The organism is Bradyrhizobium acaciae (genome assembly GCF_020889785.1).
In the GTDB taxonomy this organism is placed as follows: Bacteria; Pseudomonadota; Alphaproteobacteria; order Rhizobiales; family Xanthobacteraceae; genus Bradyrhizobium; species Bradyrhizobium acaciae.
Genome location: NZ_JACMYK010000088.1, coordinates 13,911 through 29,071 on the forward strand (window position 1 = coordinate 13,911; position 15,161 = coordinate 29,071).

The 15,161-nt window shown below is 64.2% G+C and carries 13 protein-coding genes; 9 read left to right on the forward strand and 4 right to left on the reverse strand.

What is annotated here, in order from left to right; genetic code table 11:
• The first annotated feature begins 254 nt into the window (after window positions 1-254).
• Window positions 255-1,661, forward strand: coding sequence for an MFS transporter (locus H8A92_RS27095; RefSeq protein ID WP_229198593.1), 1,407 nt, complete (start codon window positions 255-257; stop codon window positions 1,659-1,661).
• Between the two features lie 210 nt (window positions 1,662-1,871).
• Window positions 1,872-3,062 (forward strand): extracellular catalytic domain type 1 short-chain-length polyhydroxyalkanoate depolymerase, encoded by a 1,191-nt coding sequence (locus H8A92_RS27100; protein WP_229198594.1) that lies wholly within the window; start codon window positions 1,872-1,874, stop codon window positions 3,060-3,062.
• 18 nt (window positions 3,063-3,080) lie between these two features.
• Here the strand turns inward: H8A92_RS27100 and H8A92_RS27105 are convergent, their stop codons facing one another.
• Window positions 3,081-3,749, reverse strand: a complete 669-nt coding sequence (locus H8A92_RS27105) for an MBL fold metallo-hydrolase (protein ID WP_229198595.1) — start codon at window positions 3,747-3,749, stop codon at window positions 3,081-3,083.
• Between the two features lie 171 nt (window positions 3,750-3,920).
• On the opposite strand from H8A92_RS27105, the gene H8A92_RS27110 reads away from it, so the two are divergent.
• The gene (locus tag H8A92_RS27110) at window positions 3,921-4,733 is read left to right on the forward strand and encodes an RMD1 family protein (protein ID WP_229198596.1); all 813 of its coding nucleotides are present in this window, start codon (window positions 3,921-3,923) and stop codon (window positions 4,731-4,733) included.
• 94 nt (window positions 4,734-4,827) lie between these two features.
• Window positions 4,828-6,444 carry an alpha-amylase family glycosyl hydrolase gene (locus H8A92_RS27115; RefSeq protein ID WP_229198597.1) on the forward strand — a complete coding sequence of 539 codons (1,617 nt, stop codon included), beginning with the start codon at window positions 4,828-4,830 and terminating at the stop codon, window positions 6,442-6,444.
• Window positions 6,445-6,689: 245 nt separating this feature from the next.
• Here H8A92_RS27115 and H8A92_RS27120 read toward each other — a convergent pair whose 3' ends face one another.
• The gene (locus tag H8A92_RS27120) at window positions 6,690-7,799 is read right to left on the reverse strand and encodes a vWA domain-containing protein (protein WP_229198598.1); all 1,110 of its coding nucleotides are present in this window, start codon (window positions 7,797-7,799) and stop codon (window positions 6,690-6,692) included.
• Between the two features lie 149 nt (window positions 7,800-7,948).
• On the opposite strand from H8A92_RS27120, the gene H8A92_RS27125 reads away from it, so the two are divergent.
• Window positions 7,949-8,431, forward strand: coding sequence for an MmcB family DNA repair protein (locus tag H8A92_RS27125; RefSeq protein ID WP_229198599.1), 483 nt, complete (start codon window positions 7,949-7,951; stop codon window positions 8,429-8,431).
• A gap of 210 nt (window positions 8,432-8,641) precedes the next feature.
• Here H8A92_RS27125 and H8A92_RS27130 read toward each other — a convergent pair whose 3' ends face one another.
• Window positions 8,642-9,196: an ActR/PrrA/RegA family redox response regulator transcription factor gene (locus H8A92_RS27130; RefSeq protein WP_016845514.1), complete on the reverse strand. Its 555-nt coding sequence runs from the start codon at window positions 9,194-9,196 to the stop codon at window positions 8,642-8,644.
• A 120-nt stretch (window positions 9,197-9,316) separates the two neighbouring features.
• Window positions 9,317-10,636 carry an ActS/PrrB/RegB family redox-sensitive histidine kinase gene (locus H8A92_RS27135; protein WP_229198600.1) on the reverse strand — a complete coding sequence of 440 codons (1,320 nt, stop codon included), beginning with the start codon at window positions 10,634-10,636 and terminating at the stop codon, window positions 9,317-9,319.
• Window positions 10,637-10,760: 124 nt separating this feature from the next.
• Here H8A92_RS27135 and H8A92_RS27140 point away from each other — a divergent pair, with 124 nt between their 5' ends.
• The 4 genes from H8A92_RS27140 (at window position 10,761) to H8A92_RS27155 (ending at window position 14,895) form a co-directional block, all read left to right on the forward strand.
• The gene (locus tag H8A92_RS27140) at window positions 10,761-11,585 is read left to right on the forward strand and encodes an ABC transporter ATP-binding protein (protein WP_229198601.1); all 825 of its coding nucleotides are present in this window, start codon (window positions 10,761-10,763) and stop codon (window positions 11,583-11,585) included.
• A complete protein-coding gene (locus tag H8A92_RS27145; protein ID WP_229198602.1) occupies window positions 11,582-12,406 on the forward strand; it encodes an ABC transporter permease in 825 nt (274 codons plus the stop codon). Before H8A92_RS27140 ends, H8A92_RS27145 begins: the two co-directional genes overlap by 4 nt.
• Window positions 12,407-12,531: 125 nt before the next feature.
• Complete coding sequence (locus tag H8A92_RS27150; protein ID WP_163156750.1) at window positions 12,532-13,857, forward strand: polyhydroxyalkanoate depolymerase; 1,326 nt, start codon at window positions 12,532-12,534, stop codon at window positions 13,855-13,857.
• A 198-nt stretch (window positions 13,858-14,055) separates the two neighbouring features.
• Complete coding sequence (locus H8A92_RS27155; protein ID WP_163156748.1) at window positions 14,056-14,895, forward strand: M48 family metallopeptidase; 840 nt, start codon at window positions 14,056-14,058, stop codon at window positions 14,893-14,895.
• Window positions 14,896-15,161 lie beyond the last annotated feature (266 nt).

A 15,161-nucleotide genomic window follows, 5' to 3' on the forward strand; every position in this document is an offset into this window, starting at 1 on the left:
GATTATTGTTGTCGGGGGCTTTCCGCCAACCTACGGGGTGCCCCGGGGCAAGGCAATGCTCCGAGGCTGCGGCGCCCGCATGGTTGTTGCGCAAATCGGCGGCGATTGCCGCCCTCCGGAATGTTTCCCAGCGCATCAACGCAAATTGGAGCCAGGTCGAGCGTCTGTGATCCCGGGCTTACCTCGCAGGTAATCGAAGCGATGATCGGAATCTGCTGATGTCGGCCGTGACGTCATTTCGGGCAGGACAGTGCATGCACCAAATCGTTTCGACGCGCGCGGAGACCTCCCGCCGCTGGTGGGTGCTGGCGATCGTGGTGTCGGCGCAATTCATGTTCGGCGTCGATGCCTTCATCGTCAACGTCGCGATCCCGACCATTGCGGCGGAGCTGCACGCCACGCCGGCGCAGATCGAGGCCGTGATCGCGATCTATTTGATCGCCTATGCCACGCTGGTGGTGACCGGCGGCCGGCTCGGCGACATCTACGGCACCAGGAACGTGTTCATCGCCGGCGTCGCGGGCTTCTCGGTGACGTCGCTGTGGTGCGGCCTCGCGCAGTCCGGACCCGAGCTGATCATCGCACGGCTGGCGCAGGGCGCGACCGCGGCGCTGATGGTGCCGCAGGTGCTGGCGACGCTGCATCTCCTGTTCTCCGACGCCGCGCGGGCGCGGGCGTTCGGCATCTACGGCATCGTGCTGGGGCTCGCGGGTGCGGCCGGCTTCATGCTCGGCGGCGTGCTTGTGACGCTCGATCTTGCGGGCCTCGGCTGGCGCGCGGTGTTCTTCGTCAACGTGCCGTTCGGCGTCGTCATCATCGCAGCCGCGCTGAAGCTCATGCCGACGGTGCCGCGCCGGGCCGGCACGCGGCTCGATATCCCGGGCGCGATCGTGCTGTTTGTGGGCCTGCTGTGCCTGATCGGCCCGCTGCTGTTCGGTCACGATCTCGACTGGACGGCGTGGGTCTGGCTGGTGATGGCCGCGGGCGTCGCCGTCATCGCGGGCTTCGTGCGGCTCGAGCGCAGCGTGGCGCGCCGTGGCGGCATGCCGCTGATCGATCTGTCGCTGCTGTCGGATATTGCCTTCATGCGCGGGCTTGCCGCGGTGTTCTTCTTCTTCTTTGCCAACCTGTCATTCTATCTGATCATGACGATGTTCATGCAGAAGGGCTTGCAGATCCCGCCGCTGGAGGCCGGGCTGGTGTTCGTGCCGCTGGCGCTGACCTTCGTGATTGCCTCGCGTCACAGCGCTGTGCGCGCCAGGCATCGCGGCACGCAGGTGCTGATCGAGGGCTGCGCCGTGCAGATCGTTGGATTGGCCGCGCTGGTTGCGGCGGTTCAGCTGATCGCAGCGCCGTCGGCGTTGCTGCTCGCGCTGGTGCTTGTCATCTTCGGCTACGGGCAGGGCCTGGTGATGGCGCCGCTGTCGAGCGCGGTGCTCTCGAGTGTGAAGCCTGCGAGTGCTGGGGCCGGCTCCGGCATGTATGGCACGACGACGCAGATCGGCAATGCGGCCGGCGTTGCCGCGATCGGTGCAGTCTTCTTCGCCGTGGAGAGTGCGACATCAGCGCATTTGGCGTTGTTTGCGGCATGCGCATTGTTTGTGCTGTCGATATCAATTTCAGCCGCATTTCTGTCATGGATGCGCCGCGCCAGCGTATGAATCCGCCGCCGCGCGGCGGTTTCTTTCGAAAAGTTCATGCTCAAACAAGGTGCTAAGGAAACCATTTCGACAAATCCTCGTCGCGGTCACGCGTTAACGCCGATTCTCACAATTCCTCAGGGAAAGACAGCACACGGCCTTTTCATTTTGCAGTGCAGCAATTATCTGATCGGGTGACACAGAAAGAATAAATCACCTCAGGAGTTGCTGTTGTCCCTGGTCAATAACGTCGAATTCTTGCGTCATCTGCCGAAGATGAACGCGTTCAGCGGCCTTGGCGCGCTCGCGCCGGCCGTGCCGACGCCGCTCGTCGAGACGACCGAATTCGGCGTCAACCCCGGCGATCTGAAGATGTTCTCGTTCGTGCCCGCGCAGCTCGCGCGGTCGCCCGCGCTCGTCGTGGTGCTGCATGGCTGCGGTCAGACCGCGGCGTCCTACGATCTCGGCGCCGGTTGGTCGGCGCTTGCGGCGCATTACGGCTTTGCGCTGCTGATGCCCGAGCAGCAGGCGATCAACAATGGCAACACCTGCTTCAACTGGTTCAATCCGCAGGACATCGCGCGCGGGCAGGGCGAGGCCGCTTCGATCAGGCAGATGATCGCGCAGATGGTCGGCGCGCATGAGATCGATCCGAAGCAGGTCTATGTGACGGGACTGTCGGCCGGCGGCGCGATGGCGTCCGTCATGCTCGCGAACTATCCGGATGTATTTGCGGGCGGCGCCATCATCGCCGGCCTGCCGTTCGGCGTCGCCACCGATCTGCGCGAGGCGCTGCACGCGATGATGCATGCGAGCGCGCTATCGGCGCCCGAGCTCGGCGGTCTGGTCCGCAACGCATCCACGCATCACGGCGCATGGCCGAAGGTTTCGGTGTGGCACGGCAGCGCCGACCGCACCGTGCATCCCGGCAATGCCGACGCGATCGTCCGGCAGTGGCTCGACGTTCACGGCCTGCCGCCTGCCGCGATGTCGAAGTCGGATGTCGACGGTCATCCGCGTGAGGTCTGGTGGAATGCCGATGGCGAGACGCTGGTGGAGTCCTTCTCCATCACCGACATGGCGCATGGCACGCCGCTCGGACTCGCCGACAATGACGAGCGCTATGGCGTGGAGGGCGCGTTCCTGATCGAGGCGGGAATCTCCTCGTCCTATCACATCGCGAGCTTCTTCGGCCTGACCGATCAGGTGCGTCAGCCGCACATCGCGCCGACCGGAATTCCGCGCGAGCGCGCGGACACGATCTCGATGACGATAGCGGTGCCTGCCGAAGAGCCCGCGCCCGAACCTGCATCCGGCCGCAGGAGCGACCGGCCGCGTAAGCGGAGCGGCAAGAGTGTCGACGTTGGCGGCGTCATCACGCGGGCGCTGACCGCGGCGGGGTTGCTGAAGCAGCAGCCCTAGGATGGGCGCGTGACGCGCTTACATCTCGCCGGTCAGGAACGGATTCGTCATCCGCTCCTGGCCGATGCTCGATCCCGCGCCGTGGCCGCAGATGAAGCCGACATCGTCGCCGAGCGGCAGCAGCTTCTCCTTGATCGACTGGATCAGCGTCGGATGGCTGCCGCCGGGCAGGTCGGTGCGCCCGACCGATCCCGCGAACAACACGTCACCGACATGGGCGAAGCGCAGCTCCTTGTTGAAGAACACGACGCTTCCCGGTGAATGGCCGGGGCAGTGCAGGATGTCGAAGGTGAGATCGCCGATCGAGACCTGATCGCCCTCGTCGAGCCAGCGGTCGGGGCCGAAATTGCGTACCCCGGTCATGCCGAAGCGCTCGCCGCTCGAGACCACGTTGTCGAGCAGATATTTGTCGGCGATATGCGGGCCCTCGATCTTGACCTGCAGCGCGTCGCGCAACTCGGCGGCGCCGCCGACATGGTCGATATGGCCGTGGGTCAGCCAGATCTTCTCGACCGTGACGCCGGTCTGCTTGATCGCCGCCTGAATCTTCGCGACGTCGCCGCCGGGGTCGATCACCACGGCCTTCTTGGTCGGCTCGTGCCAGATGATGGTGCAGTTCTGCTCGAACAGCGTCACCGGCACGATGATCGCGCCGGCCTTCGGTTTGGTGTCGGTTGTCTCGTTCATGGGGGGCACCATAGGCTACCGGGCAATGCCGTCAACACGCTCGGGAAATGCGCCTGCCCCGGCGTGTGATCCCAAAACGGACCGTGATAAGGTCAAGCAGAACAATTCGTGAGCTGGCCGGTCGGCGGCTGCTCTCGATCACGCGTTAAAATCCTCGCAGTCCGGAATGTCATGACCCAGGCTCCCAACTCACCGCTCGGCGGACCCCGGACCACCGCCCGCGCCTTCTTCGTCGCGGACCGCATCAACACGTCCGGCCTCGAGCGCGGCGACGTGCTGGCGACGACGCCACTGGCGTTTCGCGTCAACGACAATGGCGTGGCGATCCTGTTTCGCTACGGCGTCGTCGTCCTGATCGGCCTCAACGCGCTGGAGGAGGACGAATTCCTGCGCAGCCTGCAGTCGCGCATGACCGGCCTGTTCGCGCGGCGCGAGGAGGAGATCGCGATCATCGAGGTTGCCGCGGAGAAGGAGGACCAGATTCCGCCGGGCGGCCCGATCTATCTGCAGAGCCTGTCGCCCGAGCGGCTGATCCTGGTCGGCGAGGCGCTGGCCAAGAGCGTGGTGCTGGCGCGGCATGAGCGCGAGGTCCGGGCCGTGTTCGACACGACCGAGCCGCTCGCGCGCGAGCTCGCCAAGGGCGGCCGGGTCCATCGCGGTCGCGTCGCGATCCTCAAGCACATCGGCAACGCGTTGTTGGTGCGGCATCGCGTGGCCGGACCTGTCGAGGTATCGGAGAAGCCCGACACCCTCTGGGACAAGCCGCAGCTCGAGCGGCTCTACGCACGGCTCGAGGACGAGTATGAATTGAAGGAGCGCGCGGAATCGCTGAACCGCAAGCTCGCAGTCGTTGCCGAGACCGCACAGGTACTGACCGACATCATCGACACCGGCCGCTCCCTGCGGCTCGAGCTGATCATCGTCTTCCTGATCCTGTTCGAGGTGCTGATCACGATCTATCAGCTGGCGATAGCCCGCCACTGACGCGCTGCAGCGTCATCTTTCCGTCCCGAATTGTGCGTCATCCCTGAACCTGCGGACAACCCTGGGGACACGGGGCGACAGCGAGGGGGACGGGATGGATCAGGACAACAGGGACTGGTGGCGGCGTGGCATCTTCTATCAGGTCTATCCGCGCTCGTTCGGGGATAGCGACGGCGATGGCGTCGGCGATCTCAGGGGGATCATCGCGCGGCTGCCTTATCTGACGCGGCTTGGCGTCGACGCGGTCTGGCTGTCGCCGATCTTCCCGTCGCCGATGGCCGATTTCGGTTACGACATTTCCGATTACACCGGCATCGATCCACTGTTCGGGACCATGGAGGATTTCGACGAGCTGGTCGCGGCCGCGCACGATTCCGGCCTCAAGCTGATCCTCGATCTGGTGCCGAACCACACATCCGATCAGCATCCCTGGTTCGTCGAGGCGAAGAGCTCGCGCGATAACCCCAAGCGCGACTGGTACATCTGGCGCGATCCGGCGCCGGATGGCGGTCCCCCGAACAATTGGTTGTCGGAGTTCGGCGGCAGCGCCTGGGCGTATGACGAGGCTTCGGGCCAGTATTACTATCACGCCTTCCTGGCGCAGCAGCCCGATCTCAACTGGCGCAACCGCGAGGTCCGGGACGCGATCTATGAGGTGATGCGCTTCTGGCTGCGCAAGGGCGTCGACGGCTTCCGCGTCGACGTGATTTGGCACCTGATCAAGGATGCCGAATTCCGCGACAATCCGCCGAACCCGCATTATCGCGAGGGCCGGCCGCCGCATGAGAAGGTGCTGACGCAATATTCGACCGATCAGCTCGAAGTGCACGCCGTCATCACCGAGATGCGCGGCGTCACCGAGGAGTTCGACAACCGCGTGCTGATCGGCGAGATCTACCTGCCGCTGCACCGGCTGGTGGCTTATTACGGCAACGATCTGCGCGGCGCGCAGATGCCGTTCAATTTCGCGCTGCTGTCGACCCTGTGGAGCGCCCGCGCGATCGAGATGATCATCGCCGATTATGAAAAGGCACTGCCGCCGGGGGCGTGGCCGAACTGGGTGCTCGGCAATCACGACCGGCCGCGGGTGGCAAGCCGGGTGGGGCCTGCGCAGGCGCCGATCGCGGCGATGCTGCTGCTGACGCTGCGCGGCACGCCGACGCTCTATTACGGCGACGAGATCGGCATGCGCCAGGTCGCGATCGCCCCTGGCGAGGTACGCGATCCCTTCGAGAAGAACGTGCCTGACATCGGCGTCGGTCGCGACGGTTGCCGCACTCCGATGCAATGGAGTGCCGATCGCTATGCCGGCTTCTCGACCGCAAGGCCGTGGCTGCCGCTGGCGCCGGACTTCGCGAGCGACAATGTTGCAAGCCTCGAGGCGGAGAGGACGTCAATCCTCAACCTCTACAAGGCGCTGATCGCGCTGCGGCGAAAGCTGCCGCAACTCGTCCATGGCAGCTATGAGCCGGTGGCGGCGCACGGCGATGTCCTGCTCTACCGCCGGCGCAGCGCCGAAGGCGTGGCCGTGATCGCGCTGAATTTCGGCGCGGCGCCCGCCTCGGTCTCCTCCAGCGCGATCGGTTTCAGCAACGAGGTCCTGCTATCGACCTTCATGGACCGGCACGGCGAGAAGGTCGAAGGCGTGCTCGACCTGCGCGCCAATGAAGGCGTGATCCTGGGGCCGCCGCTGGATGTCGCGACCGAGTAAGGTGAGCACGGCGGTCAGCCTCCCTGCCCTTGCGGAGGAGGGCTGGGGAGAGGGGTAAGCCGCGGGCTCAAGTTGCCGTGTCGAATGCCGGCACGCCGCCGGCTCCTTTGCATGGGGTTGTTTTCAATATTTTGGCAGCGCGCCCCTGCGGAGGTGGGCTACATGCGATAGCCCTCCCCCCAAAAAGGGGGAGGAGAGGGCGTGCCGCGCGGCGCGCGAGGCGGGCGGCAGTTGTCGTCCAGTCCCTACCGCTTGATCTGCGCCTTCAGCGTGTCCTCGACCACGCGATCGAACGACGACGCTTTCGGCGCACTCTTGCGGTGCTCGGCGACGTATTTGTCGCGCTTGGTGACCAGTGCGGCGAGCTTCTCGTTCAGCGCCTTGCGCTGGATGATCTGCTTGTCGATCTCGGCGCCGCGCGCCTCAGGCTTCATGGCACGGAGGTTGTCGGGCAGATCCTCGTCCTTGACCTTGGCGATGTCGTTGCGGCCGTCGGCGACCAGGTCGCCATCGCCGGTCACCGCCTCCGACGTCACCTTGGCGCGCTTGTTGATGAAGCTTGCCATCTCCGAAGCGCGCGCCGGCGAAACTGCGGCGACGCTTGCCAGCTGCTGGGTCTTGGATTCCGTGCGCTTCTGGAGCGCGCGCGGGCCGTAGGGGATCACGGTGCCGTTGATCTCACGCTGCAGGATGATGATGTCCTCATCGAACGGCGTCTCGATGGTGACGATCTGGCCGCCATCCTGCGGGATCGGGATGAATTCGCCGTTGCCGTGCTGCGCGATATCGCGCCACACCCGTTCGGTATCCTGCGCGTTGCCGGCGAGCACGGCGTTGACGATGATGTCGCGTTGCTTGGCGACCGCCAGCGTGACCGGGTATTTGGTGTCCTGCGCATAATCCATGTGCGGTGGCGCGTCGCCGACCAGAAACACGATGCGCGTGCTGTCGCGGCCTTGCGTCCACTGCATCTTGTTGACGGCAACGTCGAGCGCCTCGTTGACGCTCTCCGGCCAGTCGCCGCCGCCGCGCGCCTTCAATTCCAGCAGATTGGCGTACAAATCCTGAATGTCGCGCGTCAGCTCGACCTTCTTGGTCACATACTCATCGCCGATGTCGCGATAGGCGATCAGGCCCATCCTTATGTCGGCATCGGGATTGGAATCGACGATCGCAGTCGCGATCGACCAGATCTTGCGCTTGGCGCCCTCGATCAATCCGCCCATCGAGCCCGTGGTGTCGAGCACGAAGGCGATTTCCACCACGGGCTTGGCGATGGCCGAGGACAGCCCGGCTGATAGCGGAAGGGTTGCGAGAGCGAAGACGAACGAGCGAAGCGTGATGCGTGACCGCATGGGTCTCTCCTGCAGTGGTTTCGTCCCTCGGAACCGAGGTTCCACCGGCTTCGCGGTGGCTTGAGGCCGAAACCAAGGCGGCTTCCTCGCGAATTTGCGGCCGATTCCGGCGCTGCCGTTGGGATGCGGAATCGGCTAGTCTTCGCTCGATGGAATCGCCAGCCCGCCAGATCGCGCTCGTGCCCGCGCCTGACCGACGCCAGTCGGAGACCGCGCTTGCAGTCGCGCGCGGCACGGCGAGGCTTCTGAGATCGCTTGGATTTTCCTGCATCAGCGAATTGCCGCTGCCGTCCGGCCGAAGGGCCGACCTGGTGGCGCTGAACGAACGCGGCGAGATCTGGATCGTCGAGATCAAGTCGTCGGTCGAGGATCTGCGCGCCGATCAGAAGTGGCAGGATTACCGGATGCATTGCGACCGGCTGTTCTTCGCGTTCACGCAGGATCTGCCGTGCGAGATCTTCCCGGTCGACACCGGCCTGATCATCGCCGACGCCTACGGCGCGCATCTGCACTGCGAAGCGCCGGAGCATCGCCTGCCGGCGGCGACGCGCAAGGTGATGACGGTGCGCTTTGCCATGGCGGCGGCGCAGCGGATCAACCGGCTGGTCGATCCGCAGGGGCATGAGTTTTAGGGATCAGGGCAATCTACGCCCGTCATCCCCGCGCAAAGGCTACGCCTTTGTCGCTGGAGGCTCGCTCCGCTCGCACCTCAGGATGACGGTGAGACATGGTGACTACGGATAGGATGGTTTTCGCTTCGCTCCACCCATCCTACGCAGCAACCCGCAAAAGCAAATGGCCGGGACGAGCCCGGCCATCGCGAAACGTTATGAATTGTCGCTTTAGCGCGGCGCGCGCTTGGCGAGGATGCGCTGCAGGGTGCGGCGGTGCATGTTGAGACGGCGCGCGGTCTCCGAGACGTTGCGGTTGCACATCTCGTAAATGCGCTGGATGTGCTCCCAGCGCACGCGGTCCGCCGACATCGGATTGGCCGGCAGCTCCGACTTCTCGGTGCCGGTCGCGAGCAGCGCAGCGACGACGTCATCGGCGTCGGCGGGCTTCGACAGATAATCGACGGCGCCCATCTTCACCGCAGTGACGGCGGTGGCGATGTTGCCGTAGCCGGTCAGCACGATCGCGCGCGCCTCGGGGCGCTTGCGCTTCAGCGCCGAGACGACGTCGAGACCGTTGCCGTCGCCGAGGCGGAGGTCGACGACCGCGAAAGCGGGCGCGGCGCGGCCGATCTCGGCGAGACCGTCAGACACCGTGTCGCATGACTTCACTGCGAAACCGCGCGTCTCCATCGCGCGCGACAGGCGTTCCAGGAACGGCTTGTCGTCCTCAACGATGAGGAGCGAGCGGTCAGCATGGTCATTCAGTTCAGTGATGGCGTTCACGGTCCATTTTTCCCTGTGGCAGACACGTATTATATGGGGACCTAGTGCGGCGCTGCCAAGGCAGCCGAAAGTCGTGTGGGCTGCATCCGGTATGCCAGGAATTGCGATTAAGAACCGTTCTTAGGATTCGGTTTCTTCGCTTGGTGTGGATTCCTCGAAGCGTTCGCGCGGCCAGACGATCTGCACCACGGCGCCGTGATCGGGGAAGGTGCGATTGGTAAACGACACCTTGGCCCCGGTGCGTTCCAGCAGCGTCCTTGCGATGAAAACGCCCAAGCCCAAGCCGCCACGCGCGTTTTGGGCCTCATCTGCGCCCCGGCGGCGCGACAAATAGGGCTCGCCGATCCGCTTCAGCATGTCAGGCGCGATGCCCGGGCCGTCGTCGGAGACGACGATCTCGATGGTTTCGGCGTTCCACCACGCGTTCACCTCGACGGTCTGGTGTGCGAAATCGACCGCATTTTCGAGAATGTTTCCGACCCCATAAAGGATCGCGGGATTGCGTGCGGCGACCGGCTCACGCGTTGCTGCGACAGCAAGCCGCACCTTGATGTTGATGCCGAAATCGCGATGCGGCGCCACCGCCTCTTCGATCAGGGTCGACAGTTTCATGGTGTCGAACGGCGCCCCGCTCGATGACAATTGTGCGATCTTGCTCAGGATGTCGCGGCAGCGCTGCGCCTGTTCGCGCACGGTCTTCAGGTCACCGGTGATGGCCGGGTCATGCACCGTCTTCTCGAGTTCGCGCGAGATCAGGAAGATCGTCGACAGCGGCGTGCCGAGTTCATGCGCGGCGGCGGCGGCGAGGCCGTCGAGCTGGGTCAGATGCTGCTCGCGCGTCAGCACCAGCTCGGTGGCGGCGAGCGCGTCGGAGAGCTGGCGCGCTTCCTCCGTCACCTGGAACGCGTAAAGGCTGGTGACCCCGATCGCGAGCAGGATCGAGAGCCAGACGCCGATCAGGTAGATCGGCGGCAGCACCAGCGGATCGTCGCCGTCCCACGGCAGCGGCAAATGATAGAAGAACAGCGCCGAGGCGCAGGCGACCGCAAGGCAGCCGAGCGCGATCGTCAGTCGGATCGGCAGCACCGTCGCCGAGATCAGCACCGGCGCAAGGAACAGGAATGAGAACGGGTTCTGCAGCCCGCCGGTGAAGTACAGAAGGCCGCCGAGCTCGACGATGTTGATCGCGAGCAGAGCGGCGGCATAGGCCGGCTCCAGCCGCTGCATTGGGTTGAACGCGATCTGCAGCGCCAGATTGAGCAGCGCCGAGAAGGTCACGATGGTGACGCAGGGGACGATCGGAACGTCGAATTCCAGCCCTTGTGCAACGATGAAGATTGCGACGAGCTGACCGAGCGCGGCGAGCCAGCGCAGCCGCAGGATCGTATCCAGGCGGACATAGCGGCGGGGTTGGCGGAAATCGGAAGCGATGTCGGTCATGTCAGGGACTTTAGCTGTGCCGTGGGCGGCGCACAAATTCGCGACTTAGCGCAAGGACGCGGGCCAAGCCTTTAATTACCGCCAAGCCTTGCGCTTATTGTCGCAATGGCTCAATGACGGCCATATGCAACAGCGCGAGACAGGTCAGGGGCAAGCGCCTGCGGCCAACCAAGCGCCCGCGGCCGATCAGGGCGGATCGGCCGCGATCGAGGTCGCGCATCTGGTCAAGGTCTACAAGACCACCCGCGCGGTCGACGATATCTCGTTCCGCATCGCGCGCGGCAGCATCACCGGCCTGCTCGGCGGCAACGGCGCCGGCAAGACCACGACGATCGCAATGATCATGGGGCTGGTGCTGCCGACCTCGGGCACCGTCAGCGTGCTGGGCGCAAAAATCCCGGAGCAGCGCTATGACGTGCTCGGGCGGATGAATTTCGAGAGCCCCTATGTCGACATGCCGATGCGGCTCACGGTGCGGCAGAACCTGACCATTTTCGGCCGTCTCTATGCCGTGAAGCATCTGCGCGGTCGGATCGACCAGCTCGCCGCCGATCTCGATCTCAAGGAATTCCTCGACCGCTCCAATGGCAAGCTCTCCGCCGGGCAGAAGACCCGCGTCGCGCTGGCGAAGGCGCTGATCAACGAGCCGGACCTGCTGCTGCTCGACGAGCCGACCGCGTCGCTCGACCCGGACACCGCGGACTGGGTCCGGCAGCATCTCGAGACCTACCGCAAGACCCATAACGCGACCATCCTGCTGGCCTCGCACAACATGCTGGAGGTCGAGCGCCTTTGCGACCGCGTCATCATCATGAAGCGCGGCAAGATCGAGGACGACGACAGCCCCGAGGGCATCATGGCGCGCTACAACCGCGACACGCTGGAAGAGGTGTTTCTCGATGTCGCGCGCGGCCGGACGCGGGAGGGCGCGCCAGAGGGCTTATCATGAGCGAGATCGTCAGCCATCACCCGCGCGCCATTTCCCTGCAGCGCATCAATGCGATGGTGCTGCGTTATTGGTATCTCCTGATGTCGTCATGGCCGCGGCTCTTGGAGCTGATCTACTGGCCGGCCTTGCAGATCATCACTTGGGGCTTCCTGCAGAATTACATCTCGCAGGCATCCGGCTTCTTCGCCAAGGCCGGCGGCACGCTGATCGGCGCGGTGATCCTGTGGGACATCCTGTTCCGCGGCCAGCTCGGTTTCTCGATCTCGTTCCTCGAAGAGATGTGGGCGCGCAATCTCGGCAACCTGATGATGAGCCCGCTGAAGCCGATCGAATTCCTGCTCTCGCTGATGATCATGAGCCTGATCCGGCTCGCCATCGGCGTGATCCCGATGACGCTGCTGGCGCTGTTCTTCTTCGGCTTCAACTTCTACGCCATCGGATTGCCGCTGATCGCGTTCTTCTGCAATCTGATCTTCACCAGCTGGTCGGTCGGGGTGTTCGCCTCGGGCCTCGTGCTGCGCAACGGGCTCGGCGCGGAGAGCATCGTCTGGACGCTGATGTTTGCGGTGATGCCGCTCGCCTGCATCTACTATCCGGTCGAGGTGCTGCCGGCCTGGCTGCAACTTGTCGCCTGGACGCTGCCGCCGACCTATGTGTTCGAAGGCATGCGCTCGCTGCTGATCGATCACGTCTTCCGTGCCGACCTGATGGTGTGGGCGCTCGTCATCAACGCCGCCCTGTTCGCTGCCTCTTTTGCGGTCTTCCTTGCCCTTTTGCAGAGCGCCAAGCGCAACGGATCGCTGCTCAGTAGTGGTGAATAAGTCACTTTCTCGTGGATTCACGGTGTTTTAGCCGGATACGGCCCCTAGATTCAGTGAGCGGCACATTGACGCAATGTTGCGCATTGGTCAGTATGCTGCGGCGCAAACAGGGGTCTGAAGATACAATGCCCATCGGTGAATTTGGTGCACCGCCACTGGCGGCGGAAGGCAGCCCGGCACTTACGACGCCGATGTACTGGATGTATGAGATGGCGCATGCGTCGCTCAACCCGGTGCGCGCGGTGACCGACGCCACCAAGATCCTGTTTCAGAACCCGCTCAATCCGTGGACGCATACCGAGTTCGGCAAATCGATCGCCGCCGGCTGTGAGCTGTTCGAGCGCACCACGCGCCGTTACGGCAAGCCGGATTGGAACCTGCCGACAACTGAGGTCAACGGCATCCGCACCGCGGTCGAGGTTCGCACGGTTTGGGAAAAGCCGTTCTGCCGCCTGCTGCATTTCGATCGCAAGCTGACGCGCCCGTTGCGCGCGCCGCAGCCGCGGGTGCTGATCGTGGCGCCGATGTCGGGCCACTATGCGACGCTGCTGCGCGGCACCGTCGAGGCATTCCTGCCGACGCATGAAGTTTACATCACCGACTGGGCCGATGCGCGCATGGTGCCGCTTGCCGAGGGCCGGTTCGATCTCGACGACTATGTCGACTACGTCATCGAGATGCTGCATGCGCTCGGCGGCAACATGCACATCATCGCGGTGTGCCAGCCTTCGGTGCCGGTGCTGGCGGCGGTCTCCGTGATGGAAGCGAACCACGATCCGTTCGTGCCGCTGTCGATGACGCTGATGGGTGGCCCGATCGACACGCGGCGCAATCCGACTGCGGTCAACAACCTTGCGGAAGAGCGCGGCATCGAATGGTTCCGCAGCCATGTCATCACCAAGGTGCCGTTCCCGCATCCGGGCGTGATGCGTGACGTCTATCCGGGCTTCCTGCAGCTCAACGGCTTCATCAGCATGAACCTGGATCGGCACATGGACGCGCACAAGGCGCTGTTCGCCCATCTGGTGAAGGGCGACGGCGACCTCGCCGATAAGCACCGTGAATTCTACGACGAATATCTCGCGGTGATGGACCTTACTGCCGAGTATTACCTGCAGACCGTCGACCTCGTCTTCGTCAAGCACGCGCTGCCGAAGGGCGAGATGACCCATCGCGGCAAGCCGGTCGATCCGTCGAAAATCCGCCGCGTCGCGCTGATGACGGTGGAAGGCGAGAAGGACGATATCTCCGGTCTCGGCCAGACCGAGGCAACGCACGCGCTCTGCACCGCGATTCCGAACCATCGTCGCGTGCACTACGTGCAGAAGGGCGTCGGCCATTACGGCGTGTTCAACGGCTCGCGGTTCCGCTCCGAAATCGTGCCGCGGATCTCCGATTTCATGGTTTCGGCGGCCAGTACGCGGCTTTCCCTGGTCGCGGCGGCCGAATAGGTATCGCTCCGGACGCGATTTTCGCGTTCGCACAAGCCACTGATTTAGCTAAAAGAATCTCAAATCGACCAAGGCCCAAGTGATGAATTTAATTTCATCTCTTGGGCCTTTTTCGCGACTCTGATTCATCAGAAAAATTCCGGTTCCGCCCCCTGCCGGTAGAGGTCAATTAACGACCAGCCCCTGTATATTGGGCAAATGATTTGTTTTTGCGCCGAGCGCTTTCCCTGGCGGCGGATATGGCAGAGTTCGGGCGAACTCCTGCTCCCCGGACTCTCAGAAATGGCTACTCGCGCGCTCCTCTATCGGCGGCCTGCCGAACCCGCGACCGTATTGGTCAGACACGGCTCCCAGTTTTTCACCGTCAGATTGCGCCGGCACAGGCGCGCGCGCCGCTACACGCTCAGGATTCATCCGACCGATCGCGAAGCGATCCTGACGATGCCGCCGCGCGGCACGATTATCGAAGCCAAGGAGTTCGCCAACATCCACGGCGGCTGGATCGCCGCTCGTCTTGGCCGCTTGCCGAAGGCCGCGCCCTTCCAGCCCGGCACCGTGGTGCCGTTGCGCGGCGTGCCGCATCGGCTGGTGCATCGTTCGGGCGAGCGCGGCACGGTGTGGACCGAGACGCGCGACAGCGGCGAGAAGATCCTCTGCGTCGCCGGCGGCGTCGAGCACATGGATCGCCGGGTCCATGACTTCCTCAAGCGAGAGGCGCGCAAGGATCTGCAGAAGTCGGCGCAGCTTCATGCCGCGGAACTCGGCGTGAAGGTGCGGCGGATCTCGATCCGCGATCAATCCAGCCGTTGGGGCTCGTGCACCTCGGCAGGTTCGCTGTCATTCTCATGGCGGCTGATCCTGGCGCCGCCCTTCGTGCTCGATTACCTCGCCGCCCACGAGGTCGCGCATCTGGTCGAAATGAACCACTCGGCGCGGTTCTGGCGGGTGGTCGACAAGGTCTGCGCCTCCGTCACGCGCGCCAAGAATTGGCTCGACACTCACGGCAACGACCTGCACCGCTACGGGATCCAGGAGTAGGCGGCGCTCTCGCGCCTATCATCCTACGCACTGCCTCCGTCACCTCAGCTGTCATCGCCCGCGAAAGCGGGCGATCCAGTATTCCAGAGGCATTTGTGTTCAGCCGATAAGCCGTGGCGTACTGGATCCCCACATGCGCGGGGGATGACGGTTGGCGTTACGGTGCGACCTTTGGTCTAACGCCTACCGAAACAACCGATCCGCGAGCCAGCCGTCCAACCCAGCCGCCGCTTCCGGCCGCGCGTTCGGATTCGGCGGCGCCGCAG

Coding starts and splice junctions, on each gene's coding strand:
- H8A92_RS27095 (WP_229198593.1), top strand. CDS start 255: ATGCACCAAATCGTTTCGACGCGCGCGGAGACCTCCCGCCGCTGGTGG.
- H8A92_RS27105 (WP_229198595.1), bottom strand. CDS start 3,749: ATGAACGAGACAACCGACACCAAACCGAAGGCCGGCGCGATCATCGTG.
- H8A92_RS27110 (WP_229198596.1), top strand. CDS start 3,921: ATGACCCAGGCTCCCAACTCACCGCTCGGCGGACCCCGGACCACCGCC.
- H8A92_RS27115 (WP_229198597.1), top strand. CDS start 4,828: ATGGATCAGGACAACAGGGACTGGTGGCGGCGTGGCATCTTCTATCAG.
- H8A92_RS27120 (WP_229198598.1), bottom strand. CDS start 7,799: ATGCGGTCACGCATCACGCTTCGCTCGTTCGTCTTCGCTCTCGCAACC.
- H8A92_RS27125 (WP_229198599.1), top strand. CDS start 7,949: ATGGAATCGCCAGCCCGCCAGATCGCGCTCGTGCCCGCGCCTGACCGA.
- H8A92_RS27135 (WP_229198600.1), bottom strand. CDS start 10,636: ATGACCGACATCGCTTCCGATTTCCGCCAACCCCGCCGCTATGTCCGC.
- H8A92_RS27140 (WP_229198601.1), top strand. CDS start 10,761: ATGCAACAGCGCGAGACAGGTCAGGGGCAAGCGCCTGCGGCCAACCAA.
- H8A92_RS27145 (WP_229198602.1), top strand. CDS start 11,582: ATGAGCGAGATCGTCAGCCATCACCCGCGCGCCATTTCCCTGCAGCGC.
- H8A92_RS27150 (WP_163156750.1), top strand. CDS start 12,532: ATGCCCATCGGTGAATTTGGTGCACCGCCACTGGCGGCGGAAGGCAGC.
- H8A92_RS27155 (WP_163156748.1), top strand. CDS start 14,056: ATGATTTGTTTTTGCGCCGAGCGCTTTCCCTGGCGGCGGATATGGCAG.